General features: G+C 52.0%; 26 protein-coding genes. 22 read left to right on the forward strand and 4 right to left on the reverse strand.

Features of this window, described 5'->3' with window-relative positions; genetic code table 11:
- The first annotated feature begins 18 nt into the window (after window positions 1-18).
- Window positions 19-762: a spermidine synthase gene (locus ABID47_RS15850; RefSeq protein WP_354498057.1), complete on the forward strand. Its 744-nt coding sequence runs from the start codon at window positions 19-21 to the stop codon at window positions 760-762.
- 108 nt (window positions 763-870) lie between these two features.
- On the opposite strand, the gene ABID47_RS15855 is transcribed toward ABID47_RS15850, so the two are convergent.
- A complete protein-coding gene (locus ABID47_RS15855; RefSeq protein WP_354498059.1) occupies window positions 871-1,713 on the reverse strand; it encodes an aldo/keto reductase in 843 nt (280 codons plus the stop codon).
- A 138-nt stretch (window positions 1,714-1,851) separates the two neighbouring features.
- Complete coding sequence (locus ABID47_RS15860; protein ID WP_354498061.1) at window positions 1,852-3,069, reverse strand: MFS transporter; 1,218 nt, start codon at window positions 3,067-3,069, stop codon at window positions 1,852-1,854.
- Between the two features lie 178 nt (window positions 3,070-3,247).
- Between ABID47_RS15860 and ABID47_RS15865 the strand changes: the two genes are divergently transcribed.
- From ABID47_RS15865 to ABID47_RS15965, 21 genes are all read left to right on the forward strand, one after another.
- Window positions 3,248-3,679, forward strand: coding sequence for a winged helix-turn-helix transcriptional regulator (locus ABID47_RS15865; RefSeq protein ID WP_354498063.1), 432 nt, complete (start codon window positions 3,248-3,250; stop codon window positions 3,677-3,679).
- Between the two features lie 124 nt (window positions 3,680-3,803).
- Window positions 3,804-4,601 (forward strand): helix-turn-helix transcriptional regulator, encoded by a 798-nt coding sequence (locus ABID47_RS15870; protein ID WP_354498065.1) that lies wholly within the window; start codon window positions 3,804-3,806, stop codon window positions 4,599-4,601.
- 232 nt (window positions 4,602-4,833) lie between these two features.
- Window positions 4,834-5,229, forward strand: coding sequence for a VOC family protein (locus tag ABID47_RS15875; protein ID WP_354498067.1), 396 nt, complete (start codon window positions 4,834-4,836; stop codon window positions 5,227-5,229).
- Window positions 5,230-5,549: 320 nt separating this feature from the next.
- Complete coding sequence (locus ABID47_RS15880; RefSeq protein WP_354498069.1) at window positions 5,550-6,605, forward strand: LacI family DNA-binding transcriptional regulator; 1,056 nt, start codon at window positions 5,550-5,552, stop codon at window positions 6,603-6,605.
- A 112-nt stretch (window positions 6,606-6,717) separates the two neighbouring features.
- Window positions 6,718-7,941 carry a sugar ABC transporter substrate-binding protein gene (locus ABID47_RS15885; protein WP_354498072.1) on the forward strand — a complete coding sequence of 408 codons (1,224 nt, stop codon included), beginning with the start codon at window positions 6,718-6,720 and terminating at the stop codon, window positions 7,939-7,941.
- 24 nt (window positions 7,942-7,965) lie between these two features.
- Window positions 7,966-8,892 (forward strand): carbohydrate ABC transporter permease, encoded by a 927-nt coding sequence (locus ABID47_RS15890; RefSeq protein ID WP_354498074.1) that lies wholly within the window; start codon window positions 7,966-7,968, stop codon window positions 8,890-8,892.
- Entirely contained in the window at window positions 8,889-9,728 is an 840-nt protein-coding gene (locus ABID47_RS15895; protein ID WP_244169174.1) for a carbohydrate ABC transporter permease, read from the forward strand. Before ABID47_RS15890 ends, ABID47_RS15895 begins: the two co-directional genes overlap by 4 nt.
- 40 nt (window positions 9,729-9,768) lie before the next feature.
- Entirely contained in the window at window positions 9,769-12,090 is a 2,322-nt protein-coding gene (gene yicI, locus ABID47_RS15900) for an alpha-xylosidase (RefSeq protein WP_354498076.1), read from the forward strand.
- Window positions 12,091-12,786: 696 nt separating this feature from the next.
- On the forward strand, window positions 12,787-13,524 hold the full coding sequence (pyrH, locus tag ABID47_RS15905; protein WP_354498078.1) for a UMP kinase: 738 nt from the start codon (window positions 12,787-12,789) through the stop codon (window positions 13,522-13,524).
- 151 nt (window positions 13,525-13,675) lie between these two features.
- Window positions 13,676-15,136, forward strand: a complete 1,461-nt coding sequence (locus tag ABID47_RS15910; protein ID WP_354498080.1) for an MDR family MFS transporter — start codon at window positions 13,676-13,678, stop codon at window positions 15,134-15,136.
- Between the two features lie 240 nt (window positions 15,137-15,376).
- Window positions 15,377-16,453 (forward strand): NAD(P)-dependent alcohol dehydrogenase, encoded by a 1,077-nt coding sequence (locus tag ABID47_RS15915; RefSeq protein ID WP_145134334.1) that lies wholly within the window; start codon window positions 15,377-15,379, stop codon window positions 16,451-16,453.
- A gap of 152 nt (window positions 16,454-16,605) precedes the next feature.
- Entirely contained in the window at window positions 16,606-17,193 is a 588-nt protein-coding gene (locus ABID47_RS15920) for a TetR/AcrR family transcriptional regulator (protein ID WP_116230905.1), read from the forward strand.
- Window positions 17,194-17,268: 75 nt separating this feature from the next.
- The gene (locus ABID47_RS15925) at window positions 17,269-18,099 is read left to right on the forward strand and encodes an SDR family NAD(P)-dependent oxidoreductase (RefSeq protein ID WP_354498083.1); all 831 of its coding nucleotides are present in this window, start codon (window positions 17,269-17,271) and stop codon (window positions 18,097-18,099) included.
- Between the two features lie 59 nt (window positions 18,100-18,158).
- Window positions 18,159-18,533, forward strand: a complete 375-nt coding sequence (locus ABID47_RS15930) for a DUF4180 domain-containing protein (protein ID WP_354498085.1) — start codon at window positions 18,159-18,161, stop codon at window positions 18,531-18,533.
- A gap of 48 nt (window positions 18,534-18,581) precedes the next feature.
- Complete coding sequence (locus tag ABID47_RS15935) at window positions 18,582-19,199, forward strand: cyclase family protein (RefSeq protein WP_354498087.1); 618 nt, start codon at window positions 18,582-18,584, stop codon at window positions 19,197-19,199.
- A gap of 66 nt (window positions 19,200-19,265) precedes the next feature.
- Window positions 19,266-19,796 carry a GNAT family N-acetyltransferase gene (locus ABID47_RS15940; protein WP_354498089.1) on the forward strand — a complete coding sequence of 177 codons (531 nt, stop codon included), beginning with the start codon at window positions 19,266-19,268 and terminating at the stop codon, window positions 19,794-19,796.
- Window positions 19,793-20,539, forward strand: a complete 747-nt coding sequence (locus ABID47_RS15945) for a WecB/TagA/CpsF family glycosyltransferase (RefSeq protein ID WP_354498091.1) — start codon at window positions 19,793-19,795, stop codon at window positions 20,537-20,539. Before ABID47_RS15940 ends, ABID47_RS15945 begins: the two co-directional genes overlap by 4 nt.
- A gap of 118 nt (window positions 20,540-20,657) precedes the next feature.
- Window positions 20,658-21,509, forward strand: a complete 852-nt coding sequence (locus ABID47_RS15950; RefSeq protein ID WP_354498093.1) for an MBL fold metallo-hydrolase — start codon at window positions 20,658-20,660, stop codon at window positions 21,507-21,509.
- A 221-nt stretch (window positions 21,510-21,730) separates the two neighbouring features.
- On the forward strand, window positions 21,731-22,438 hold the full coding sequence (locus ABID47_RS15955; protein ID WP_354498095.1) for a Crp/Fnr family transcriptional regulator: 708 nt from the start codon (window positions 21,731-21,733) through the stop codon (window positions 22,436-22,438).
- Between the two features lie 114 nt (window positions 22,439-22,552).
- On the forward strand, window positions 22,553-22,882 hold the full coding sequence (locus tag ABID47_RS15960) for a putative quinol monooxygenase (protein ID WP_116230899.1): 330 nt from the start codon (window positions 22,553-22,555) through the stop codon (window positions 22,880-22,882).
- A gap of 25 nt (window positions 22,883-22,907) precedes the next feature.
- Window positions 22,908-23,654 (forward strand): SDR family oxidoreductase, encoded by a 747-nt coding sequence (locus ABID47_RS15965; RefSeq protein ID WP_354498098.1) that lies wholly within the window; start codon window positions 22,908-22,910, stop codon window positions 23,652-23,654.
- 178 nt (window positions 23,655-23,832) lie between these two features.
- On the opposite strand, the gene ABID47_RS15970 is transcribed toward ABID47_RS15965, so the two are convergent.
- Window positions 23,833-24,435, reverse strand: a complete 603-nt coding sequence (locus tag ABID47_RS15970; protein ID WP_354498100.1) for a hypothetical protein — start codon at window positions 24,433-24,435, stop codon at window positions 23,833-23,835.
- Between the two features lie 68 nt (window positions 24,436-24,503).
- On the reverse strand, window positions 24,504-25,358 hold the full coding sequence (locus tag ABID47_RS15975) for an AraC family transcriptional regulator (protein ID WP_105443338.1): 855 nt from the start codon (window positions 25,356-25,358) through the stop codon (window positions 24,504-24,506).
- Between the last annotated feature and the right edge of the window lie 99 nt (window positions 25,359-25,457).

The raw sequence follows: 25,457 nt of genomic DNA on the forward strand, positions 1-25,457 counted from the left end.
GGAAAGGAGAAGACGGAATTGTACGAATTAGCGAGAAAATCGAACGGAAGTCAGGAAATCGTCGTCTACGAAGCGCATGAGCTGTTTGGTCAAACAGGCCGCTTCCGTGTACTTCAATTTGGAGACAACGCGGTTCAAGGTGCCATCGACCTCCGGGATCCGGACCGCATCGTGCTGGAGTATCCGCGCGAAATTGTCCGGCTAATTCGTGAGCGGACGCCCGAAACCGGCAGGATTTTTATGATCGGACACGGAATTGGAACGATTGCCGGCCAATTTCGCGAAGATCAATGCCTCGTGGCCGAGGTCAACTCGGATATCGTAGAGCTGAGCAGAAGCTATTTTCAATACGGCTGGAACAATGTCGAGATCGGAGACGGAAGGGCCCTGTTGGAGCAGCAGGCCGACGGCACCTTCGATTATGTGATCTTAGACGCGTTTACACGCGAAGGGACGCCTCATCATCTGACGACCGAGGATTTTTTTGCGTTGGCCCGACAAAAGCTGAGGGCAGGCGGGATGCTGATCATGAACGCAGCAGGCAAGCTGCAGCGTGACCCCGTGCTAAGTGCCATTCATACCACAATGGAGCAGGTATTTGCTTCAGTTCGAGCATTCGCCTTGACAGAAGGGGAACGGGATGCAGAACGGAACGTGTTGTTCCTGGGCTCGGAAATGCCGGCCGCAGCGGAAGTCAATGGTTTGGAAGGTTTTATGCAGGTGCTGCCGGAGCAAGGATACATTCTTAGAGACCGCGTGTAGCTCCAGAGCATGGTTTGAACTGTGTTCAAAAACGATAGAATTTAAAAAACGCCATCCTTCCGAATCCGGAGGGATGGCGTTTTCGTATGGCAGAATGATAATGCAGAATTAGAAATCGAAGTTGTCCGGATCAGGACCCACGCGGCGGTTCTCGTTGAGACCGTCAATCCGGTCCATATCTTCCCGGGACAGTTCAAAATCAAACAGCGATGCATTTTCGACGATACGGTGCTCTTTCGTCGATTTGGGGATGGTCACGACGCCATGCTGCAGGTCCCAACGGAGGATCACCTGGGCGATGGACTTGCCGTATTTGTCCGCGAGTTCTTTCAGCAGCGGATGGTTCAGCAGCTCGCCCTGCATCAGCGGAGACCACGCCTCCAGCTGAATGTTGTGCTGCTTCGTGAAGTCGCGAAGCTCTTTCTGGGTCAGCATCGGATGGAATTCAACCTGGTTGATGACCGGTACGATTTCCGCATCCTTCATTAAATCTTCCAGGTGGTGTACTTGGAAGTTGCTGACGCCGATGGATTTGACGCGGCCGTCCTTGTACAGCTGCTCTAACGCTCTCCACGCCTCTTTATATTTGCCGGCAACCGGCCAGTGGATCAAGTACAGATCCAGATAGTCGAGACCCAGCTTATTCAGGCTTGTCTCGTAGGCGGCGATGGTCGATTCGTAACCGAGGTCTGCGTTCCACACTTTTGAAGTAATGAAAAGGTCTTCCCGCTTCAGTCCGTTATCGGCCAGCGCTTCGCGGATTCCCTGACCAACGCTCGTTTCGTTGGCATAAACCGCAGCGGTGTCGATGCTCCGGTAACCGTGCTTCACAGCGGCCTTCACCGCCTCGACGAGCTCGCTGCCTTCCTCCACTTTGAAGACGCCCAGGCCCAGCCAAGGCATTTCGATGCCGTTATTCAATCGGGTTTTGCTTTGTACATGTTGAGTCATTATAAATTGCCTCCTAGATGTTGTTTGTCATGATATAAATTTGTGTTACCTCCGCAATTCGAAACCCATTCGCTTATCATTACCGGAACTGAATAGAACTTATCCGCATTAGATACGATAGCTAAAAAAGGATCAGGTTTACGCACTGAGCATGTTGTTGTCACTAACGGATGACGCCGTATCCTTGCGTTCGAGGGCCCGGCTCCACCAGGTGAGCAGAACGGCTGCCGCAACCATGATTGAGCCGATCCATGCGGTATGAATCAGTCCGAGATGATCGGTCACGATTCCGCCCAAATACGCGCCGAGCGCTATGCCGGCGTTAAATGCAGCAATGTTCACGGACGAAGCGACGTCGACGGCCTTCGGCGCAAACCGTTCCGCAAGCATTACGACGTATACCTGAAGTCCAGGCACGTTCATGAAAGCAAGGAGCCCCATGCCGAAGATCGTAATCAGCCCGGCGACCTTAAACGGAGCCGTGAATGTGAGAAGAAGCAAAATGACCGCCTGGATCAGGAACATATACAATAAGGCGGATAAAGGCCTGCGGTTGGCCGCTTTGCCTCCGATCACATTACCAATGGCAATGGCGATGCCGTAGAGCAGCAGGATCAGGGCGACGGTTGATTCTTTAAAGCCCGTAACATCATGCAGCAGCGGCGACAGGTAGGTAAATACCACAAAGGTTCCTCCATAGCCAAGCGCAGTAATCAGAAAAGCAAGCAGCAGGCGGCCGTTCGCCACAATTTTGACCTGATCGCGGACGGGCGTCCGGACGCCTTTGCGCAAGTTGCCCGGTACAAGGATCAGGTTGGCAATCAGCGCGATAACGCCGACGATCACGATCGCCATAAACGCGGCTCTCCAGCCGAGCTGCTGACCAATGAATGTTCCCAGCGGCACCCCGGTGACGGTCGCCACCGTCAGTCCGGAGAACATGATGGAAATGGCGCTGGCCCTGCGGTTTTCCGCGACGAGATCGGCGGCAATCGTTGACCCGATCGACATAAACACGCCGTGGGACAAGGCCGAAATGATGCGCGCCGTAAGCAGCAGACCGATCCCGGTGGATGCGGCCGCCAGACTGTTGCCGACAATGAATACCAGCATGATGCCGATAAGCAGAATTTTGCGCGGCACACCTGACGTTAAAGAGGTCAGAATCGGCGCTCCAAAGGTGACACCGAGCGCATATAACGTAACGGTCAACCCGGCAAGGGTTACCGAAATGTGCAGGTCATTGGCGATCAGGGGAAGCAGCCCCACACTGATAAATTCAGTGGTACCAATCGCGAACGCGCTGATGGCTAAAGCTAATAAGGCAAAGGTTGCGCGTTTTTTATCCAAAGACATGGTATGATCTCACTCCTATATATGTTGTTCTATCTATTTGATGCTGCGATCAAGCTACAGGGTAGTCATTACCGGCCGGTGAATGTTATTATGTACCCGTGAAGTAAATTTGAACAGTACGTACTTTTTAGTACGATAGGCACCAAAAAGTGCCCATAGATATCGAGGAGGGTCTTGGATGGAAAAAAAGAAATATAACATTTCGGTTGAAGCGACGCTGGAAGTGATCGGCGGCAAATGGAAGTGTGTGATTTTGTGCCACTTGACGCATGGAAAGAAGCGGACAAGCGATCTGCGGCGGCTGATGCCGTCCATCACACAGAAAATGCTGACCCAGCAGCTTCGTGAGCTGGAGGACGACGGAATCGTAAACCGCATCATCTATCATCAGGTTCCGCCGAAAGTGGAGTATGAGCTGAGCGAATACGGCTGGAGCCTGCAGCCGATTCTGGATTCCCTTTGCGCGTGGGGGGAGCATCATATTATTAAAGAGTATGGTGACAAGTTTGCCGTGCTTGAGGATAACATTCTGAACAACAAGGACATCGGCCTTGCGACAGAAATGGATCAAACTGCGAAAGAAGAGGAAACTTCGTTGTCCAAAAACTGAAATTTGTCTTTTATTTGAAGGGTAGAATATGGTAATATAAACGGGAACAGTTGTTCCTGGTTTGGCGAGGGTTGGCCCATGCTCATCGCGCCCGCATCCATCCGGGACTCAAGGGAGGTAAGGTATGACCAACAAGTTTCCTGAACTGGATGGAGTCATTGCCTATATTCAGAACCGGCTGGATGAACCGCTGGAGCTGAACATGCTGGCGAAGTATGCAGGGTACAGCCCGTACCATTTTGCCCGGATTTTCAAAGCGCGGATGGGGCTTCCGCCGCTCTATTACGTATCATCACTAAGGCTGCATCGAGCCAAAGAGCTGCTGCTGAGCACCAATCTAAGCATTCGTGACATCAGCCTGGAAATCGGCCAGCAGAGCCTCGGCACGTTTACTTCCCGGTTTACGGAAAAGGTTGGGGTTACACCTTCCCTATTCCGCAATTCCATGGACATCGCGGACAACCATTTAAACTCTCTCAAAGCGCTCGAAAGCTGGTATGATCTGCCGGTTTTGACGTCACCTGTGGGAACCGTGGAGGGGTCCATATCCTTCGAGGTACCGTTCGAAGGGGTCATCCTCATTGGATTGTTCGCCAAACCGATCCCTGAAGGACTGCCACCTTACGGTACGCTTATCTCTTCGGCGGCACGTCGATTCCGGTTTACCGGCGTGAAGCCTGGAACCTACTATTTATTAGCGACTTCGGTCTCATGGGGAATGAGGGCTGCCGATTTTCTGGTGCCCCAAACGACGCTTCGCGCTAAACATAAGGTCCCGATCGTCGTCGGTCCTGATAAATCGGTTCCGTTTCAACGGGTAAACATGCGGGTTCCGCATCCGGACGATCCGCCCATCCTAATATCGCTGCCTCTGTTGATGAACAATTTTCTTCATATCAACAGTCAACTCAGCAATCGGTAAGAAATCCGTTCCTGATCGCGGTGTTATAGTAGAGACAGCGGGGCAGGAAGTTATCCATGTACATAACGATTCATACAATGTTGCGCCTTTTCGGACTCCGTAATCCCGAGATTTTTCGGCTGCGGCTTGTTTTCTTGGAAGGGACAAGCATATATTCATCCGCGGCCATGTCACGTGTCAAGGGTACCATTCCTGCTTCTAAATGAACCATTACAGGAAAGGATGAATGACGATGGCCAAGCACATGACTTACATTTTTTCTGAGGATGCCAGAGCACAGGCCGAGTTTTATGTTCAGGCGCTCGGAGGAGAAATTGTATCGGTACAGACCCATGGGGAATTGCCTCACGCTACGGAAGAACACAAAGATAAGGTGTTGCACTTGAGCCTGGTTGCCGCCGGCGTGAATATTCTAATGTCAGACGCGGTATTCGAACCGGTGCAGCAAGGAACAGCGATCAACCTGGTACTGGAATTTGAACAGGAGCCGGAAGCGTATGCTGCATTTGAGAAACTGTCTGAAGGCGGAACGGTTCGCGACCCGATCAAACCGGCTTTTTGGGGTTCTTTATTCGGCCAATTGGAAGATAAGTTTGGCATCCGCTGGATGATTACGACCGGATCTTAACGTCGTTCTCCATAGCAGAGCCCGGCTAACTAACGATATCAGTTGAATTTGTAAGCCAACAGGGGACTTCCGGGATTCATGCGGAGATCCCTTTTTGCATTGGTACAACGGGAGGTTGTAAGTTAAATAACCATGATCCCGGCTGGCGCAAAGAGGATGGCGATTCGAAGGACCAGAAGAGATAGAATGATTATCGAACATCATTTTTTGTTCTAAACCATCATGAAAGCGTTGACACGCGGGAAGCCGCGGAGTTACAATAAACCTGCCTGAAAGATCAAACGTCTTTCATTCTGCAGAATAAGACAAGAGGTATACTTATGAAGGATCATAAAAGACTGACGTTAAAAGGAATCGCCCAGCAATTGGGCATCTCGGTCGCCACGCTGGACCGGGTCCTCAACAACCGCGGCAATGTGAAGCCGGAGACGTACCGGAAGGTTATGGAGAAGCTGGAGGAACTGGAATACACGCCGAACAAATCGGCGAGATTCCTGTCACGGGGGACTGAAATTTCCTTTGCGATTGTGTTTCCGGAGCATCCGGATTATTTCTGGACACAGATTGAGCGCGGCATCCGCCTTGCGTATGAGGAACTGCGGGATTACGGCCTTCGGATTGAAATTTTCAAATCGGAGAGCTACGACACGGAGAAGCAGAGACAGATCGTGCAGGAGATCGTGGACAGCGGCGCCTACGATGCGCTGGCCTTGTCTCCCAACGACTCCCAGCAGATGGAGGATCCCATAGACCAGGCGATCGATAAAGGAATGGCGGTATGCACATTCAATAACGATGCGCCGCTCAGCAAGCGACTGTTTTACGTGGGCTGCGACTATCGGATCGCCGGAAGACTCGCTGCTGACATGCTGTGCAAGCTGATCGGAAAGGGCGGCCGAGCCGGACTCATCACATCGGATGCCAGCAGCCTGCCCTCGGCGACTACGTTTCAGATGCAGCAGAAAATTACCGGCTTCCGGGAAGTCATTGCCGAGCAGGGGAACATCGAAATGGCTCTGCCGCTGAAGCTGAAGCATGAGGAATACGATCATCCGGACCGCTTTGGCGAGTACTTCCGGCAGGTCGACGGCATTTATGTCACGAGCGCCAAGCTGCATGTCATTGCGCGCCATCTGGAAGAAGCGGGTCTTGGCGGCACCGTGGCTCTGATCGGCCATGACATGACGGAGGATATTTATCAGGATCTGGACCGCGGCACGGTCACGGCGACGATCTGCCAGGACCCGGTAAACCAGGGCTATTTGGCGGTCAAGACGCTTTTTAACCATACGGCCAGCGGCGAGAAGGTGAATTTGCGGGAGAACATCTCCAAGTTGGAACTGGTTACGAGGGAGAATGCACGGTACTATATCTAAGGGTATAGGATGCCGTGCTTCTCACGAATAAAATGATGTACGTACATCATTTTGTGATTTTTATAATCAAGAAAGCCTAAATACTAGATCATTTCGTAAGGAGGACATGCTTATGCGCGGCAAAATGAAAGCGCTCTTTCTCGCCTTTTCGCTGTTTGCCTTGACGCTGACCGCCTGCTCTGCAGGTTCCGGTAACGATTCGGGAAAAGTCACCCTGACCTGGTGGGATACGATGACGACGGATGGCAGCGTAACCGCGATCAACAACATCATCAGCGAATATGAGAAGGCCCATCCGAATGTGAAAATCAAACGCACATACGTATCATCTTCCGATATCAAAAACAAGCTTTTGCTTGGTTCGATCGGCAATCAGGGGCCGGATATCGTATGGATCGACAGCGCAGACCATCAGACGTTTGCCGCTGCCGGCATTTTGGCCGACATTACCGCGGAGGTCAAAGCGTGGGGACAGGCGGATCAATATTATGACGGACCATGGTCGTCCACGGTGTACGACGGCAAAAATTACGGGGTTCCGGTCGGAAGCAACAACCTGGCGCTGTTTTATAACAAAGAGTTGTTTGATGAAGCGGGCATCAAGCCGCCCACCAACTGGGATGAGCTGAAGGAAGACGCCAAGCTGCTTACCAAGAAAAATGTATACGGTTTCGCGGTCAGTGCGGTGAAGACGGAAGAAGGGACGTTTCAGTTTTTACCGTTCCTGCTGCAGGCCGGATCGGACGTTCCCAACTTTGATAGTCAGGGCACGCTCGATGCGGTAAACCTGTATGACTATATGGCTAAAAACAACTACATGTCCAGGGAAGTGATCACGCAGAAGCAATCCGACACCGCGACGCAGTTCGCCGCAGGCAAAGTGGCGATGATGGTGAACGGAACGTGGCAGATCCCGTTCCTGCAGAAGGAAGGCAAAGTCAATTGGGGCGTCGTGCCGCTGCCGAAGGGCAAAACGGGAGCGACTGTACTCGGAGGAGAAAACTGGGCGATCTCTGCAGCCTCCAAGCATAAGGATGCTGCCTTTGACGTCATTCGTTTCGCCAACGAGCCGGACCGGCTGAAGAAGCTTCTGCAGACCAACGGCCGTCTGCCGAGCCGCAAAGATTTGCTGCAGGACCCGTTCTGGCAGAAGGATCCGCAGATGAAGGTGTTTGCGGATGCGATGGAGGTGGCCAAAGCACGTGCTTACGGCCCGGATTATGCGGGAATTTCCGAAGCGATCCAGACGATGCTTCAGCAGGTACTGACCGGGCAGGCTTCTCCCGAACAGGCCGTTCAAACGGCCGCCGGCAAGATCAAACCGCTTGCACCCTAAATATTGAGAAGGAGGAGGAACCCTATGTCAGACCAATCCTATCCCGCGGCAGCGCCGAGAACGTCCAAGCGTTTAAGAAGTACAGCATGGACCCGGTATTTGTTCGTTCTGCCCGTCATCCTGTTCCTGCTGGTGTTCATTGTTTTCCCGATCGTGTACAACCTGATTCTCAGCTTTCAAAATGTGACGGTATACAACTTTAAGGGGCATCATGCTTTTGCGGGTCTGGCAAGCTATATCAAGACATTCAAAGATCCGGTCTTTTACACCGCGCTCGGAAACTCGGTATTGTTCACCGTTCTCAGCCTCGTGTTTCAGTTTTCGATCGGCTTTGCGCTGGCCCTGTTCTTCAACCGCAGTTTCCCGGGCCGGGGCCTGATGCGTTCGCTCATGCTGCTCGCCTGGATGCTTCCGGTCGTCATCACGGCCTCGGTATTCCAATGGATGCTGAACGGCGACTACGGGGTCGTTAACTACATTCTGCAAAGCCTCGGGATCATTCACGAGCCGCACAGCTGGCTTAGCGAAAACGGTACGGCGCTGCTTTCCACGATCGTCGCCAACATCTGGGTCGGCATTCCGTTCAACATGATCATCCTGCTGTCCGGACTTCAAGGGCTGCCGGAGCAGCTGTATGAGGCGGCCAAGCTGGACGGCGCGGGGAAAATGCTGCAGTTCCGCCACATTACGCTGCCGCTCATGCGACCGACGATTCTGATTTTACTCATGCTGGGGATCATCAATACGTTCAAGGTGTTTGACATGATCTTCATCATGACGGCGGGCGGACCGGTGAACTCGTCAAACGTCCTGCCGATTTACGCCTACCAGCTGTCCTTCACCAAATTCCAGTTCAGCCAGGGCGCATCGGTATCGATGATCATGTTCGCGATTCTTACCGTGCTGGCCGTGATCTATCTCCGGATGTCCAGTAAGGAGGAGGCTGCATGATGAACCAGCGAGCTCAATGGAAGGGCGCCGGCATGACTGTGATCGGTGCCGTCATCACCCTGTTGTTTTTGTTTCCCGTCTATTGGATGGTCAAAACGTCGATAACCCCAATTACGGACCTGTTCTCGTCACCGCCCCATTTTGGCGTGCTGAACGCGACCTTTACGGCTTACTATGACAACTTCATTCACAACACGGATATGCTCCGGTATATCGGCAACAGCTTTATTATCGCCATCGGGACGATGATCATGTCGCTGCTGTTCGCCACGCCCGCGGCGTATGCACTGGCGAGACTGGATCTGAAAGGCAAATCGCTGATCATGATTCTGCTGCTCGCGATCCAGATGCTGCCCGGTATTATGATGGCGATGCCGCTGTTCATCATGTTCTCGAAGGTTCATCTCGTGAACAGCTACTTCGGGCTCATCCTGGCGGACATGATCCATGCGCTGCCGTTTGCCGTCCTTGTCCTCCGGCCGTCGTTCATGGCACTGCCCAAAGGGCTGGAGGAAGCGGCGAAGATTGACGGCTGCAACCAGTTTACGGCGTTCACCCGAATCATTCTGCCGCTCGTTGTGCCTGGCATGATGACAGTCGCGGTGTTCTGCTTCCTTTTCGGCTGGGGCGACTTCATCTTCGGCCTAACCTTGACGACCGAGGACAGCGTTCGTCCGCTGACGCTTGGACTGTACCGCTTTATCGGGCAGTACGGCACGGAGTGGAACAACCTGATGGCGGTCGCCACGCTGGCTGCGCTTCCGATCATTATCATTTTCATCGGCCTGCAGCGCTACGTCGTAGGCGGCATTACCGCCGGTTCGATGAAAGACTGACGAATTTTAATAGAAGATATAGATAGGAGAGAGACCCACTATGAAATTTACAGACGGCTATTGGCATGTGCGGCAGGGGCTGCAGGTATTGTATCCGGTTGAGGTAAGGGATATTGAGACCGGGCAAGACGAAATGACGGTGTATGCGTCCACCAAAAAAATCGTCCACAAAGGCGATACGCTGAATACGACGCTGCTTACGGTCCGTTATTCTTCCCCGATGGAGAACGTCATCTGCGTGGAATACATCCATCATGACGGCATGGACGACAAAGGACCGGCCTTCCAAATCTACAAGCAGCCGGATCTGAAAGTCCAGATCGAGAAGCGCGACGGCGCCGTGACCCTCACCAGCGGCAAGTTGACTGCCACCGTTCGCCCGGACGAGGGGTGGAACGTCGCGTATGCTTATGACGGACGCCGCCTCACCGGCACCGGCTATAAAGGCCCGGCTTACATCAAATCCTCCGAATCGGCGGATGTATATATGAGGGAGCAGCTGGACCTGGGGGTCGGCGAATACGTGTACGGGTTTGGGGAACGGTTTACGCCTTTTGTGAAAAACGGTCAGGTCGTGGATCTATGGAACGAAGACGGGGGGACCAGCAGCGAGCAGGCCTACAAGAACATTCCGTTCTACGTGTCAAGCGAAGGATACGGCGTGTTCGTGGATCATCCGGAGCGCGTTTCTTATGAAGTCGGGTCCGAAAACGTCTCGAAGGTGCAGTTCAGCGTTCCCGGCGAAAAGCTGAAGTATTACATCATCGGCGGATCCAATCTGAAAGAGGTTCTGCAAAACTATACGGCCTTGACCGGGAAACCGGCGCTTCCGCCTGCCTGGTCTTTCGGCCTGTGGCTGACGACTTCGTTTACGACCAGCTATGACGAGGACACAGTCAACAGTTTTGTGGACGGCATGCTCGAGCGGGACATTCCGCTGCATGTGTTCCATTTTGACTGCTTCTGGATGAAGGAGTTCCAGTGGTGCGATTTCAAATGGGATCCCGACGTGTTCCCGGACCCGCAAGGGATGCTGCGGCGGCTGAAAGACAAAGGCCTTCATATCTGCGTCTGGATCAACCCATACATCGGGCAGAAGTCGTACCTGTTCAAGGAAGGCAAGGAGAACGGCTATCTGGTGAAAAATCCGGACGGCAGCGTCTGGCAGTGGGACCGGTGGCAGTCCGGCATGGGGCTCGTGGACTTTACCAATCGGGAAGCGGTCCGCTGGTACCAGGGCAAGCTGAAGGAGCTGCTCGACATGGGCGTTGACAGCTTCAAAACCGACTTCGGCGAACGGATTCCGACGAACGTCGTTTATCACGACGGCTCCGATCCGGTGAAAATGCACAACTACTACACGTTCCTCTACAACCAAACGGTATTTGAGGTGCTGGAGGAGACGCTCGGTAAAAATGAAGCGGCGGTGTTCGCCCGTTCCGCCACGGCCGGCGGCCAGCAGTTCCCGGTGCATTGGGGCGGAGACTGCTCCGCCTCATACGCATCGATGGCCGAATCGCTTCGCGGCGGCTTGTCCTTGTCGCTCAGCGGCTTCGGGTTCTGGAGCCACGATATCAGCGGCTTTGAAAGTACGGCCACACCGGACCTATATAAGCGCTGGACCGCTTTCGGGATGCTGTCCACGCACAGCCGGTTGCACGGGAACCAGTCGTACCGGGTGCCTTGGCTCTTCGACGAGGAAGCTGTTGACGTATTGCGCTATTTTACCAAGCTGAAATGCACGCTGATGCCATACCTGTTCCGTTCCGCTGTGCAGACTGCTGCAACAGGGGTGCCCGTCATGCGGGCCATGGTGCTGGAATTCCCCGAAGATCCGAACTGCCATGTGCTGGACCGCCAGTATATGCTCGGGGATTCGCTTCTCGTCGCACCGGTCATGAACGACCAGGGACTGGCACGGTACTATGTGCCGGAGGGACGCTGGACCGATTTCGTAACCGGAGAGAGTGTGGAGGGAGGCCGGTGGATCAGCCGGCAGATCGACTACTTTACGGTTCCGCTATTGGTGCGGGCCGGAAGCATCATTCCGGTCGGAGACAATGACCAGCGTCCGGATTACGACTACGCGGACGGCGTGACCCTTCACGCTTTTGAACTTGCGGATGGGACGGAAACGACAAGCGTCGTGAACGGGACGAACGGCAAGGAAGAATTAAAGGTCGCTGTAACCCGGAACGGGGAGCGCATCGATGTCCAGGCGGAAGGAACCAAGCCGTGGAAGCTGCTTCTGCGCGGCATAAGCCAGATCGCTCAAATCGAAGGCGCCGAATCCGCCGTGACCGAGCAGGGGGTACTTTTGACGCCACAAGCAGGCGTTAAGCAGATATCGATTCAATTGTAATGGGCATTGTCTTAAGCAAACAGGAACTATAGCGATACTGACGTCAGGCTCCCGAATACCGCCTTGGGCCGGTTTTTCGGGAGTTTTTACGTTTACTTTTTTTACATTAAGCTTTCTTCTACAATGGCGCGATACGTCACTTTAACGTTAATTTTCTTAAGTTCATTCTATCTGCTTATAACGTTAACGCTTACGTCAACGATGACGCCAACCTTTGGAAAAAGAGCGAATCAACAACCGCTGATATCCATATTTCAACATATGAAAAATTCACAATAGAAAACCAAAAAAATCCGCACTTATCTCCAACCTGCGAACCCATCTTATCGTACAACCTAGACACTACTCACGGGTCACAAGGTAGGTCTGTCCCCTCCGCCAGACCGCCTCTCTGCGGCCATAGTTGCTTCATACGAACTTTTCAGGATATAATCTGCTTGGTAAAAAACGGATTTCAAAGGAGGATCCCTGGTGTTCAAGCGGTGCATACATTCCATTATTGAGAAAACGGCATATGGCAGGAAGCGTTGAACACTAAGGCATAAGCGGCTTTAGTGTTTTCTTTTTGGACTTCTAATTAGCGGTGTTGGCTGAAGGAATTTGGATGTTTCGAAGGTCAATATTGAGGAAGCGTATTTATCTAGGTGGGCGTATCACGATAGTCATTTTTTCGGAACCGAAAGGAGTGTTTGATCCATGGCGGCGTACCAAAGAGTGTTAATTAAGCTAAGCGGCGGAGCGGTGGCAGGAACGAGCCAGTTCGGCTTTGATCCGGGCCGGCTGGAGCATATTGCGGACGAAATTTTATCCGTTGTGTCTATGGGAGTGGAGGTTTCCCTGGTCATCGGCGGCGGCAACATATTTCGGGGGAACATGGCGGAAACCTGGGGCATCGAAAGGGCGGAGGCCGATAATATCGGCACGCTGGCCACCGTCGTCAACAGCCTGATGCTGCGCGGTGTTCTTAAAGCGAAGACGGACAAGGAGGTCCGGGTCATGACCTCGCTCCCCATCGCTTCGGTGGCCGAGCCGTATATTCGCTTGCGCGCCATACACCATCTGGAGAAAGGGTATATCGTCATTTTCGCCGGCGGGAACGGCCAGCCTTACGTCACGACCGATTACCCTTCGGTGCAGCGTGCGATCGAGGTGAACTGCGACGCGCTCCTCGTTGCCAAGCAGGGTGTGGATGGCGTGCTGAGCGCCGATCCGAAGACGGATCCCTCCGCCAGAAAATTCAAGTCGCTGCATTATGACGACGTCATCCGGCACGATCTGAAAATCATGGATCAATCGGCCTTTATTCTGGCCCGGGACTACCATCTGCCTGTTCATGTATTCAACTTTGACAAGCCGGGTTCAATGAGAGAATTGTGCGAAGGGAAGCATCAAGGCACGATCATCAGCCGCGATTCTGTACTGGCTTACGAGTAACTTCTAAACGGTGGAATAATACTTAAATGATTAAAATAATAAATCATTTAAAAAAAGCAATTTATAAGAAACATTTTCATGGAGTTATGTGGTAAAATAGGCTCGCTGATGCCAAATATAGACATATTGCAAGAAACAGGAGGGAGAATATATGAATCCATCAGGTGCCGCAGCTGCATCTGCACCGGCTGATATCAGCCATATCAAGAAGCTGCCTATATTAGTCTCATTAATTGTGGGGGCGTTCTTTTCCATCTTAAATGAGACGCTGCTCAATATCGCTTTTCCGGAATTAATGGTTGAGCTCAAAGTCTCGGCCTCTACGCTGCAATGGCTGGCCACAGGCTACATGCTGGTCGTCGGCGTTCTGGTTCCCGCATCAGCGCTGCTGGTCCAGTGGTTTACGACGAGGCAAATGTTCCTGGGAGCCATGATCATTTTCACGGTGGGAACGTTTGTCTGTGCCTTTGCCCCGGGCTTTGAATTCCTACTGATCGGCCGTTTGCTTCAGGCCGCAGGAAGCGGTTTGATGCTTCCGGTCATGATGAATACGATCCTGATTCTGTATCCGCCGGAAAAACGCGGAGCCGCCATGGGCAGTATCGGTCTCGTTATTATGTTCGCTCCAGCGATCGGACCGACGTTGTCGGGATTGATTCTGGATTCGTTTGAATGGAGATGGCTGTTCTACTTGGTTCTGCCGTTTGCCATCATTTCGATCATCATCGCGTTTGTGTATTTGAAAAATGTCTCGCAGCCTACCAAACCCAAAGTGGACGTTCTGTCGATCATTCTGTCTACGATCGGATTCGGCGGAATCGTCTATGGCTTCAGCAGTCTGGGTGAAGGTGGAGCGGGCTGGTCGCATCCCAAAGTGATTTGGACCATTATTATCGGTGCGGTTGCCCTGCTGCTGTTCGTTATTCGTCAGCTCCGGCTGAAGGATCCTTTGATGGATATCCGGTCCTTTAGATTCCCGGCGTTTACCCTGACGGCGATCATGTTGATCATTATGATGATGACGCTGTTCTCCTCCATGTCGCTGCTGCCGTTCCTGTTTCAGGGCGCACTCGGCATGACGGTGTTCGCTTCCGGTCTGCTGATGCTGCCGGGCAGCTTGCTCAACGGCTTGATCTCGCCGATTACCGGTAAACTGTTTGATAAGTTCGGTCCACGGGCGCTGATCATTCCGGGAACGGCTGCTCTGGTGATCATTATGTGGTTCTTTACGCAGGTATCGGTCGAAACGAGCAAAGTCACGCTGCTCATCCTGCATATCTGTATGATGGTTTCCATCTCTATGATCATGATGCCGGCGCAGACGAACGGAATGAACCAGCTTCCGGCCCGGTATTATCCGCACGGTACGGCGATCTTGAATACGCTCCAGCAGGTGGCGGGTGCGATTGGTGTGGCCTTCTTTATCAGCGTCATGTCCAACGGCCAAGCCAGCTTCCTGAAGGGCTCTTCGGATCCAACCGCGCCTGGGCAAATGGCTGAAGCGATGGTAGCCGGCGTGCATAACGCGTTCGTCATCGGATTTGGCTTCTCCATCGTGGCGTTGATTCTGGCATTGTTATTCAAACGGACCAAAGGTCCTGCTGAATCCTAAACGGCTGATGCCCTTGCCCGCCATGCTTCCGTCCGGTTATCCAATTACATAGCCGTGATTGAAGGGACTTATGCTCCTTCTGCATGGTGGTGCATCTCGCCGCACAGAAAGAATCCGCTCCCGAAGAGGGAGCGGATTCTTTCTGTTGATCAGACGTTGTTTTCATAGATATTAGCGGGTTTCTATAATACAATGATAAAAAAATAATAGATTTCAGGAAGGGAAGGAAGTACACAGATGATGAACTCCAGCATTCCCCAAACGATGCAAGCCGCTGTGATGCACAGCCCACGCCAAATCCGGATTGAAACGGTGCCGGTGCCGGACATCGCACCAGACGAAGTGTTGATCAAAGTGATGGCCGTCGGCATCTGCGGATCCGACCTCCATTATTATACGCATGGGCGAATCGGCAAGTACGTCGTGGAGAAGCCGATTATTCTAGGCCATGAATGCTCGGGCGATGTCGCCGCCGTAGGCGCAGATGTAACCGGATTCAAAGTGGGAGACCGCGTAGCCGTGGAGCCCGGGGTGACCTGCGGCCGCTGTGAAGCCTGCAAGGAAGGGCGGTATAACCTCTGTCCCGACGTGCAGTTTCTGGCGACACCGCCGGTAGACGGGGCTTTTGTCCAGTACATCAAAATCCGGCAGGATTTTGTGTTCCGGATCCCGGACTCGCTGAGCTATGAGGAAGCGGCGCTGATCGAGCCGTTTTCCGTCGGCATCCATGCAGCGGCGAGAAGCAAGCTTACGCCGGGATCCACCATTGCGATCATGGGTATGGGGCCGGTAGGATTGATGGCCGTGGTCGCGGCCAAAGCTTATGGTGCTGCCGAAATCATCGTAACGGATTTGGAGCCGCTGCGTCTGGATGCCGCCAAAAAGCTCGGAGCGGATCACGTGATTAACGTCGCAGAGCAGGACGCGCTGGAGGAAATTCAGCGGTTGACGGACGGGAAGGGCGTCGATGTCGCTTGGGAAACGGCAGGCAATCCCAAAGCGCTGCAAACAGCGCTGGGCTCGCTGCGCCGGGGCGGGAAGCTGGCCGTCGTCGGACTGCCGGCACAGGATGAAATTCCGCTGAATGTTCCTTTTATCGCGGATAACGAGGTCGATATTTACGGAATATTCCGGTATGCCAATACATATCCGAAAGGCATCCGCTTCCTTGAGTCCGGCATTGCCGATGTGATGACGCTGGTCACGGACCGTTATTCGCTCCAGGATACCCAAGAAGCGATGGAGCGGGCCTTAAATCACAAAAGCGAGTGCTTGAAAGTAGTCGTCTACCCGAACGGTGTGCCAGAGGCGGAGTGAGGCGGTTCCTGTTTCTAAGGATAAAAGCACGGCTTAGGCCGTGCTTTTTGGCTTCTTTTTGAACATTCCAAATATTTCTTGTCAGCGACTGGCCTCATCGCTTATGATGACTTTAGAACGATCGTTCTGTAAATAAGGAAAGGTAGATCGCTTTGAAACGACATTATGACAGTGAAGAAACGCGGCGGATTATTGCGGAGAAGGCTGCGCAGCTTTTTTCGCAAAAGGGGTTCGCCGGAACCTCGATCTCGGATATATCCAAAGCCTCCGGGTTCAGCAAGGGCCATGTGTACTACCATTTTGAGAATAAGGAAAAGCTGTTCGTCTATCTCGCGCTGGACGGCATGCGGGCTTGGGGCGAGAAGTGGGCCGGTGTATCTCCGAACTATAAGACAGCCAGGGATAAATTGTATGCGATGTCTACGTTCGTGATGAACAATTATCAAACCCCTCTGCTCAAGGTAGGGCAGGAGCTGGCGGCGAATCCGGCGACCAGTCCGGAGACGGTCCAGCAGCTATACGGACTGGCGGTTACGCCGATGCAGGCATACTCGGACATTTTCCAATACGGGATCGATACCGGAGAATTTGAGATCGACGATCTTCAAGGAACGACATTTTTATTCGGGACGCTGCTGGGGGCGTTGTGCCAGCATATTTACACGATGGAGCATGAACAGCTGCATGGTCTTTTCCGAAAAAGCGTCGATCTTTTTCTAAGCGGAATCCTCAAACGATGAGGTTTTACGCTTAAGCGAATTAGAACGATCGTACTAATTGTTCTAAAGTTAAAATGATGAGGAGGAGTTAAGGATATGGCAGAATGGGGTAAAGTGGCTATTGTCACAGGAGGGTCTTCGGGAATTGGCCGGGCCATTTGCGAAGCGTTGGCAGGGGAGCGTATTTTCGTTGTGGCAGCTGATGTGGACCGAGCAGGCGGCGAGGAGACGGTTCGAAGAATTACCGCTGCGGGTGGGGGAGGGCGTTACGTCCACCTGGACGTGACGGACGCCTATCAGGTGGAAGGGCTGATCGAGAGCGTGTATGAGGAGTTCGGGCGGCTCGACTATATGTTCAACAATGCGGGCATCAGCATTTACGGGGAGCTGTACCACATGACACTTGATCATTGGAACCGGATCATTCAGGTCAACTTGTGGGGCGTCATCCATGGAACTCAGGCAGCCTATCGGGTTATGAAGCAGCAGGGCTTCGGCTGTATTGCGAATACTGCGTCGGCGACCGGACTGGGGCCATCGCCAACCTCCGCTGCGTATGCTGCGACCAAACATGCCGTGGTCGGACTGACCACATCCCTTCACTATGAAGCGGAAGCGTTTGGCGTTCATGTCAGCGCTCTATGCCCCGCCTTCGTGGATACTCCGATCCATCGGACGGGCGAAGCGCTTCATTTGGATCAAGAACTCGTTCTGAAGCAGATGCAGAAACAGAAAATGATGAGCCCCGAGCAGTTCGCCCGAATTGCGATAAAGGGCGTTCACAAGAACGACCCTGTGGTTTGCCCGATGCCGCTGCGCCGCACCATGGATGTCGTATTCACCTTGTTTCCGCAGCTCCACCGCAAACTGATGCGACTCGTGTGCCGCGTCGCCCGCCAAGCAGCGGTTCAGCCGGACCAGACGTAGGAAAAGACTGGAACAGACTTCTCAGACAAGGTAATATAGCGGAAAGGAGGCAAAAAAGTATGAACTATACGATACATGAGCAAGACGGCTCGAAGGTAGCGGTTCTTGACGACCCTCATGCCGTTATTGCCGACGTCCAGACGGCTCTGGATCTGATGGCTGGCATTGGGTGGGATCCATCGGGGCCATGCCATAAGCTGCTGCTGAATCAGTCGAATTTGCCTGATGCGTTTTTTGAGCTGAAAACCGGGCTGGCAGGGGAAATCCTGCAAAAATATCGGACCTATCAATTTAAAATTGCCATTGTCGGTGATTTTGAAGCTTATTCCAGCAAAAGCCTGCGGGATTTCATCTACGAATGCAATCAGGGGGAAGATGTGTTCTTTAAGAAGGACCGGGAGGAGGCGCTGGCCGCCCTTCATCGGGTACCTTAAAAGCCTAGAAATTAGGTAAACGCAAGGAACAGGGAGCTGACAAATCCGATGATGATTGATCTGACCAGGCTGATCCATGATGGACTGCCTGTTTTCCCGGGGGATCAGGAAACTGTGCTTGCCCAGACGAGGCATTTAATAAGCGATTCGTATACCAACCACCAACTGTCCATCAATATGCACGCCGGCACGCATATCGACGGACCGATGCATTTGACGGATTCCGACCGCTATCTTCACGAATTTTCATTAGACCGCTTCATTGGAAACGGGTGCATTCTCGACGTCTCGCACGAACCGTCGGTTGAATATAAGTCTGTGTATGAAGAGAAGATTGGAATGGGACAAATCGTGGTGCTGCATACGGGACATGGCAGGCTGTGGGGACAGCCGGAATACTTTACGGACTATCCCGTCTTGACCCAAGCGTTTGCCGAGTTGCTGGTACGCAAGCAGGCGAAGATGGTCTGTCTGGATATGCCGTCGCCGGATAAGTACCCGTTCGACGTTCATAAATATTTATTTGGACATGGGATATTCATTGCCGAAAACCTGACCAACACCGATCGGCTGCTATCTTTGACCGCCTTTGAAATGATAGCTCTGCCTTTGCTGATCCGGGCGGATTCATCCCCGGCCCGCATTATTGCACGCAGTATAGAGTAAGCGGAATGTGTTGTTAATAACCGTGATATTTAACGCGTTGTGAAAAAGATAAGGGGATGATCCTGGATGAAGGATGTCGTGCTCAGTACGGACCGGTTGATCCTGAGGCAAATGGGACGGGAGGATGTCCCTTTGCTGCAGCAAATTTTTGCCGACCCCGTCGCAATGAAGTACTATCCCTCCACCAAAGACAACCAAGAAACGCTGGAATGGATTGAATGGAACCTGCGAAATTATGAGGAATGCGGTGCCGGCTTATGGATCGTGGAGAACCGGATCAACGGTGATTTTCTGGGACAGTGTGGCATCGTTCCACAGATTGTGGAAGGGGTTCGCGAAATGGAGATCGGCTACCTGTTCGCAAGGCGCGTATGGGGGAACGGCTATGCCACTGAGGCAGCAACGGCTTGCAAGCACTACGGTTTTGAGCAGATGAAGCTTCGCAAAATCGTTTCGCTTCCCGATGCCTGCAATAAACCATCCGCTCGGGTGGCCGAACGGATCGGAATGACGCTGGAAAAACAAATCGTCAAATGGAACAAAGATGTGCTTGTATATTCCGTTTACGCCGATACAGAAGAGGTGGTCGAAAGATGAATCAACATGTGCCCATTATGGGGATTCCTTTCCCGAAATTGACGATGGAGCAAAGCGTAGAGCTTCTTCAAGACGTGATTGACCAAAAGGAGCAGCGGCTGTTTCACGTCGTTACCGGCAATCCGGAGATCGTGATGTCCTGCCAAAAGGATGCGCAGCTGCGCCAAATCGTCGATGAGGCGGGTTTGGTCACTGCGGATGGCATCGGCATCGTCATGGTCTCCCGGGTGCGGGGCGGCAGCCTGCCGGAGCGGGTGACCGGCTGCGATCTGCTGTTTAAGCTGCTTGAGGAGGGCGACCGGAAGGGATGGTCGTTTTACTTTCTGGGTGCGGATGAGGAAACGAGCAGGCAAGCCGTCATCAACATTGGCCAGCAGTATCCGGGCGTCGCCATACGCGGCAGACATCACGGTTTTTTTACGCCGGAAGATGAACCGCGAATCGTACAGGAGATTGCTGATGCCGCGCCGGACTTTCTGATCGTGGCTCTGGGCGCACCCCGGGCAGAGAAGTGGATACATAGCCATAAGGACAAGCTGCAGGCGAAAATTGCCATCGGTGTCGGCGGCAGCCTGGATATCATCGGCGGTAAAGTGAAGCGGGCGCCGGCAGCTTGGCAGCGTCTAAATCTCGAGTGGCTGTACCGGCTGATTTCCCAGCCTTCGAGATGGCGCAGACAGCTGATTTTACCCCGGTTTGCGGTGAAAGCGGTATTTTTTAGAGAGAGATCCAGAAGCGTTTAGCCCGTGTGAGCGGGTGGTTACAAGATACCTGGATAAAGTGAGCGAGATCCGCTGCTTACTTGGGATCTCCATGTAATGATAAGTATAACCGGAAAAGTAACGGAAGGGAGAGGAAGGCATGAGCCAGTCACAGCCACAGAAGCAAGGCAAGCTCCTGATTCAGGAAATCGAGGAAACCTTTGTGCCGTACGGCATGGTCGCGGTATGGCCGCTTGGACAAGCCAGCTTTATCATTAAGGGAGGGGAGACGGTCATTTACATCGATCCGTATGTCAGCCATAACCCGGATCGTATCTACCCGGCGCCGATCGGACCGGAGCATATTACGAATGCGGATTACTGCCTGATCACCCATGAGCATTCGGACCATATGGATCTGGAGGCGATTGCGGACATGTCCAAGGCTAATCCGCAGACCGTCTATATGGCACCGGCATTCTGCCGTGAGGACATATTGAGGCAGGGAGTAGCCCCCGAGAGCTTCGTGATCGCCGATACGGAAAAGGATTATGGCGATGAAGTGATCATACGCCCCATCGCGGCCGCACATGAAGAACTGGAAACGGATGAGCAGGGCTATCATCGTTACGTCGGGTATCTGATCAAACTGAACGGCGTTACGGTGTACCATTCCGGAGATACGGTCATTTATGATGGATTGACGGAACGGCTTCAGGGGGAGTCGATCGACCTCGGGCTTCTCCCGATTAATGGCCGCGACGCATTCCGGAACAGCCGCTGCATTATCGGCAATATGGACTACCGGGAAGCAGCCGAACTGGCGAAGACCGTCGGGATCGGGATGACGATCCCGATGCATTATGACATTTTTGCAGGGAATACTGAGCATCCGGGATATTTCGTGGACTATGTATATGACCACTTTCCTGAAATGCGTATTCATGTGATCGCACGTGGCGAAAGATTTATCCACGTGACGGATGCGGCACTGAGCGCTTTGAAGTCATAGACTGAAGGTGACCATGCGATAACGTCAAAAGATATGGATTAGAGCAGCCACAAACCGCCTTCATTTGAAGGTGGTTTGTTTTTTTAGTAATCTGCATTACAGAAGAGGAAATGATGGTGGTTTATGATGAGTGTAACACTCCGTTATCGGTGTTACATGAGGAACGATGATCGCGGTGAGTGGAGCGGTAGTCGCTTGCAGTAATGAAAGGAGGGGTCACAATGTTACATGATGAGGCGATGGAAAACATAACTTCATTTTTGCCACAAATCAAAATATTTGAATCGCTTCCGGCAGAAATTATGCGTGAAATCGAACAATTGGTAACCAGATCAAATACGTATAAGCTTCCAAAAAACTATATTCTTCAGACGCCCGATGATGAAAGGAATGGCTTATTTTTCGTAATCGCCGGTAAACTGCGCTTATACAAAACCAATTCGGCCGGCAAACAACATACAGTCTGCATCCTCAGCGAAGGCGGCATGTTTGGCGAGGTAGAAACGTTCTCATTGGGCAATAGAGGAACTTATGTGGAGACGATAGAAGACTCGATTGTTTTTTCGATTCCGACTGAACAATTCGAACCGCTTTTACGCAAGTATTCTGAATTGTCTTTGCGATTTTTATCGGAAATAAGCAAACGCCTACGGGATCTGGATGAATTCGTGGAAAAATTGGTTTTTAGGGATCTGCGTGGTAAAGTGCTTTACTTTCTCAACCGATTGTCTAAAAAGTTCGGCATAGAAGAAAATGGATACCAAAAAATCGATATTCCCCTGACTCATCAAGAATTGGCAAATATGATTGGTGCCACAAGAGAAGCGGTATCGCTTACCTTACAGGAACTATCCAATGAAGGTATTATCGTGACCAGCCGCAGAATGGTCATGATTCATATCGAAAAAGCGATGAAAGAACTGGCTTGATTCATGACCCGAAAAACTTCGTAATCTAAATTACTGTCGAATTTTTCATCTAGCGTTATGATAAATGCCGTAACGGAATGACTGTAAAATATGAAGCTTATAGGAGGAGTCAGCATGTCCAATCAACAAGTCCAATTGAATATTCGATTCAAAGTTAAACCAGGGAAAAAAGAAGAATTCCGCAGGGAGCTGTATTCCCTTATTGAGGAGATGTCATCCGAGAAGGCATTCATTAGCGCCATTGTTTCGGATGATCTGGATCAGCCGGATGACTTGATTATTTATGAAACATGGCAAGGCACGAGAGATCGCTGGCTTGCGGAAGAGTTTATTAAACCATACCGCAAGGATTACGAACGAACACTGGGCGATTTCATTGTGGATAGAAGCGTCAGCTGGTTGCAGCCGAAGGGCGAATGGGGAAGTCATATAACGAATGCGTGATGACGTTGATGGGAGGAATATAGATATGGGGAAATTTGAAGGAAAGGTAGTCGTTGTTACCGGAGGAACAAGCGGTATCGGACTTACAACGGCACAACGATTCGTTTCGGAAGGGGCCTACGTATTCATTACCGGCCGTAGGCAAAGCGAGCTGGACGCGGCAGTAAAATTGATCGGTGACCGGGTTACCGGCGTTCAAGGTGATATTTCTAATTTGAAGGACCTAGACAAACTGTACGATACGGTAAAGCAGGAGAAAGGACATCTGGATATTCTATTTGCAAACGCTGGACTTGGCAGCTTTCTGCCCTTGGGTCAGATTACGGAAGAGCAGTACGACACAACATTCAACGTGAACGTAAAGGGTACTTTGTTCACCATCCAAAAGGCTTTGCCGCTGTTTCCAAATATGACAGGAAACATCATCTTAACCGGCTCGACGGCGGGTACGATCGGCGAAGCAGCGTTTAGTGTCTACGGAGGTACCAAGGCGGCTCTCCGTCAGATGGCCAGGAGCTGGATAATGGATTTGAAAGGCACAGGGATACGACTTAATGTAGTGAGCCCTGGCACGGTCCACACGCCAGCGTATAATGATCTTTTTGGCGAATCGCTAAATCAAGTTCTTGATTCGGCGAAGAATGTCGTTCCGCTAAGCCGCTTGGGCAAGACGGAGGAGATTGCCAGCGCGGTGATGTTTCTGGCGTCGGAGGAAAGCAGTTATGTGAACGGCGTCGAATTGTTCGTAGATGGCGGTATGGCTCAAGTTTGACCTTGAATCAGAAGGGATGGGTTGTCATTTAAGCAATTCCTAATAAGCCCATGTATCAAATCAGGCAGAGGAGTCTATATAGGCTCTCTGCCTGATTTTCATACTGCGACGGATTGGGCGAAGCATTCGTGGACGAGCTGTCGCACTTAATTTGACAACCTGTCATTTACCTGACTGATTATTCCTCTAAGCGGAAGCGGACTTCCTTTCCGGTCGGCTCGCCGCCGAAGGGGGATCCGATTTCCTCCCTGAACACGAATTCGAGACCGGAGAGCTTGTCCGGCAGTGCAGGAGATACCACGTAATTATAAGTTGCGTTGCCGGAGCAGCTTACGCCCCGATCCATCCGGCAAACATAATATTCTCCCATATCTAACGCGAAATTGGATATGTCAGTCGAGCATTCCGGGATTGTCACATCACCGTCTACATTTAGCGTCACGACGCTGGCATTGGCGTATTGCCGAACCGAAGTCAGCGTGAAAAAGTATCCCTCATGCTCCTGTGATACTAGCACCGGAACGTGCTTGATGAAACCGGCAGGTTCGACGATCGGTTTGAAAAACTCGTCGGATCGGATGGCACCAAAGACCATTTTTAGAAAGTCCTCATAAAGCCCCGTTTCGGCCGCCCATTGGTCAATGTACGCGAAAGGCGGGTAACCCGGATTTCCTTCCGAAATCTCTTTGCGCTGCTGCAGCAGCTGGCAGATTTGTCTGTCGATGGGGAGCAGGCGTTCATCGTAATGCTCGGTGGGTCGTGTGAAAGGCATCCGTTTCATCATCATTCCTCCTCATATATTCTATTGTACCCCAAAGTGCTAAATGTTGGAAAACGATCAGCGAAGAATCATTCATAAAATAGCAGCCGCTTCGAGTATGCGTTGCGGAATTCCGTCGGGGTCAACCCCACAATTTTTTTGAAGGATTTCATGAAGTGATGCGGGTCGCTGTAGCCGAGCTGACTGGAAATTTCACTTACGTTCTGGTTCGTATCGGTCAGCAGATATTTGGCCAGCTCCATTTTTTGCTGCAAAATGTACTGTTTCAGTGAAATACCCGAGACGGTTGTAAACAGATGGGACAGGTACTTCTCGTTGTAGCCGAAGTGCGAGGCGATTTGGGAGACCTTGATGTTCTCGTGGCGGCTCCATTTGATGTAGTCGAGAATATCGTTGTACAGCTGGGTTTGCTTAAACGATTTACCGGGGTTGTTCTTTTCGAAGAACAGCTGGTTGTAGAGCTCGCAAAGGATGACGGTAGACATGTAATCATTTAATGTCTGTTCGTTGTAGCCGCGCACCGAATCCTGGAGCTGCTTCATCATGACGACGATTTTCTCGGGGTTACGCAGGGTGCCGTATTGGGGAATGACGATCCGCCCATTCTCGTGAACATGGGTATAGTGGGAGAGGTCGAGCTTGGGAAGGTTCTGCGAAGACGAAAAGTGAAGCCAATAAAAGCTGCAATCCGACGGCTTGGCTCCTTTCTGGCGCGTGAACGGGGGAAGCAGCAGATACTCTCCCTGGGAGACCTCGTAGGTTTCATCGTCTCCGGAAATGTACAGCGTTCCATGTGTCATGACAATGAGCTCGTAATCCATCAAGTAACGGCTTAAATGAATCCAATCCGCAGAGGGAGCAACGAACTTGCCGGTAAGCTCCATATGGACTGGACGCTCGATGCGGAGCTGATGAGCATTCATCTAAAGTTTCACCACCATTTCTAACCTTTTTCCACCCATTGAAGGGTCGGTAGAACCTAAAATTATCACACGGCATCAAAAGGCACCATCAGCAAGTGC

Source organism: Paenibacillus favisporus (assembly GCF_040545415.1).
Lineage (GTDB): Bacteria > Bacillota > Bacilli > Paenibacillales > Paenibacillaceae > Paenibacillus_AQ > Paenibacillus_AQ favisporus.

Bases quoted from the DNA above. Each gene is read 5' to 3' on its own strand.
- ABID47_RS15890 (WP_354498074.1), top strand. From the start codon at position 7,966: ATGTCAGACCAATCCTATCCCGCGGCAGCGCCGAGAACGTCCAAGCGT.
- ABID47_RS15930 (WP_354498085.1), top strand. From the start codon at position 18,159: ATGAACTATACGATACATGAGCAAGACGGCTCGAAGGTAGCGGTTCTT.
- ABID47_RS15895 (WP_244169174.1), top strand. From the start codon at position 8,889: ATGATGAACCAGCGAGCTCAATGGAAGGGCGCCGGCATGACTGTGATC.
- ABID47_RS15975 (WP_105443338.1), bottom strand. From the start codon at position 25,358: ATGAATGCTCATCAGCTCCGCATCGAGCGTCCAGTCCATATGGAGCTT.
- ABID47_RS15915 (WP_145134334.1), top strand. From the start codon at position 15,377: ATGAACTCCAGCATTCCCCAAACGATGCAAGCCGCTGTGATGCACAGC.
- ABID47_RS15945 (WP_354498091.1), top strand. From the start codon at position 19,793: ATGAATCAACATGTGCCCATTATGGGGATTCCTTTCCCGAAATTGACG.
- ABID47_RS15870 (WP_354498065.1), top strand. From the start codon at position 3,804: ATGACCAACAAGTTTCCTGAACTGGATGGAGTCATTGCCTATATTCAG.
- ABID47_RS15955 (WP_354498095.1), top strand. From the start codon at position 21,731: ATGTTACATGATGAGGCGATGGAAAACATAACTTCATTTTTGCCACAA.
- ABID47_RS15875 (WP_354498067.1), top strand. From the start codon at position 4,834: ATGGCCAAGCACATGACTTACATTTTTTCTGAGGATGCCAGAGCACAG.
- ABID47_RS15950 (WP_354498093.1), top strand. From the start codon at position 20,658: ATGAGCCAGTCACAGCCACAGAAGCAAGGCAAGCTCCTGATTCAGGAA.
- ABID47_RS15960 (WP_116230899.1), top strand. From the start codon at position 22,553: ATGTCCAATCAACAAGTCCAATTGAATATTCGATTCAAAGTTAAACCA.
- ABID47_RS15880 (WP_354498069.1), top strand. From the start codon at position 5,550: ATGAAGGATCATAAAAGACTGACGTTAAAAGGAATCGCCCAGCAATTG.
- ABID47_RS15860 (WP_354498061.1), bottom strand. From the start codon at position 3,069: ATGTCTTTGGATAAAAAACGCGCAACCTTTGCCTTATTAGCTTTAGCC.
- ABID47_RS15965 (WP_354498098.1), top strand. From the start codon at position 22,908: ATGGGGAAATTTGAAGGAAAGGTAGTCGTTGTTACCGGAGGAACAAGC.
- ABID47_RS15940 (WP_354498089.1), top strand. From the start codon at position 19,266: ATGAAGGATGTCGTGCTCAGTACGGACCGGTTGATCCTGAGGCAAATG.
- ABID47_RS15935 (WP_354498087.1), top strand. From the start codon at position 18,582: ATGATGATTGATCTGACCAGGCTGATCCATGATGGACTGCCTGTTTTC.
- ABID47_RS15925 (WP_354498083.1), top strand. From the start codon at position 17,269: ATGGCAGAATGGGGTAAAGTGGCTATTGTCACAGGAGGGTCTTCGGGA.
- ABID47_RS15970 (WP_354498100.1), bottom strand. From the start codon at position 24,435: ATGAAACGGATGCCTTTCACACGACCCACCGAGCATTACGATGAACGC.
- ABID47_RS15865 (WP_354498063.1), top strand. From the start codon at position 3,248: ATGGAAAAAAAGAAATATAACATTTCGGTTGAAGCGACGCTGGAAGTG.
- ABID47_RS15855 (WP_354498059.1), bottom strand. From the start codon at position 1,713: ATGACTCAACATGTACAAAGCAAAACCCGATTGAATAACGGCATCGAA.
- pyrH (WP_354498078.1), top strand. From the start codon at position 12,787: ATGGCGGCGTACCAAAGAGTGTTAATTAAGCTAAGCGGCGGAGCGGTG.
- ABID47_RS15910 (WP_354498080.1), top strand. From the start codon at position 13,676: ATGAATCCATCAGGTGCCGCAGCTGCATCTGCACCGGCTGATATCAGC.
- yicI (WP_354498076.1), top strand. From the start codon at position 9,769: ATGAAATTTACAGACGGCTATTGGCATGTGCGGCAGGGGCTGCAGGTA.
- ABID47_RS15885 (WP_354498072.1), top strand. From the start codon at position 6,718: ATGCGCGGCAAAATGAAAGCGCTCTTTCTCGCCTTTTCGCTGTTTGCC.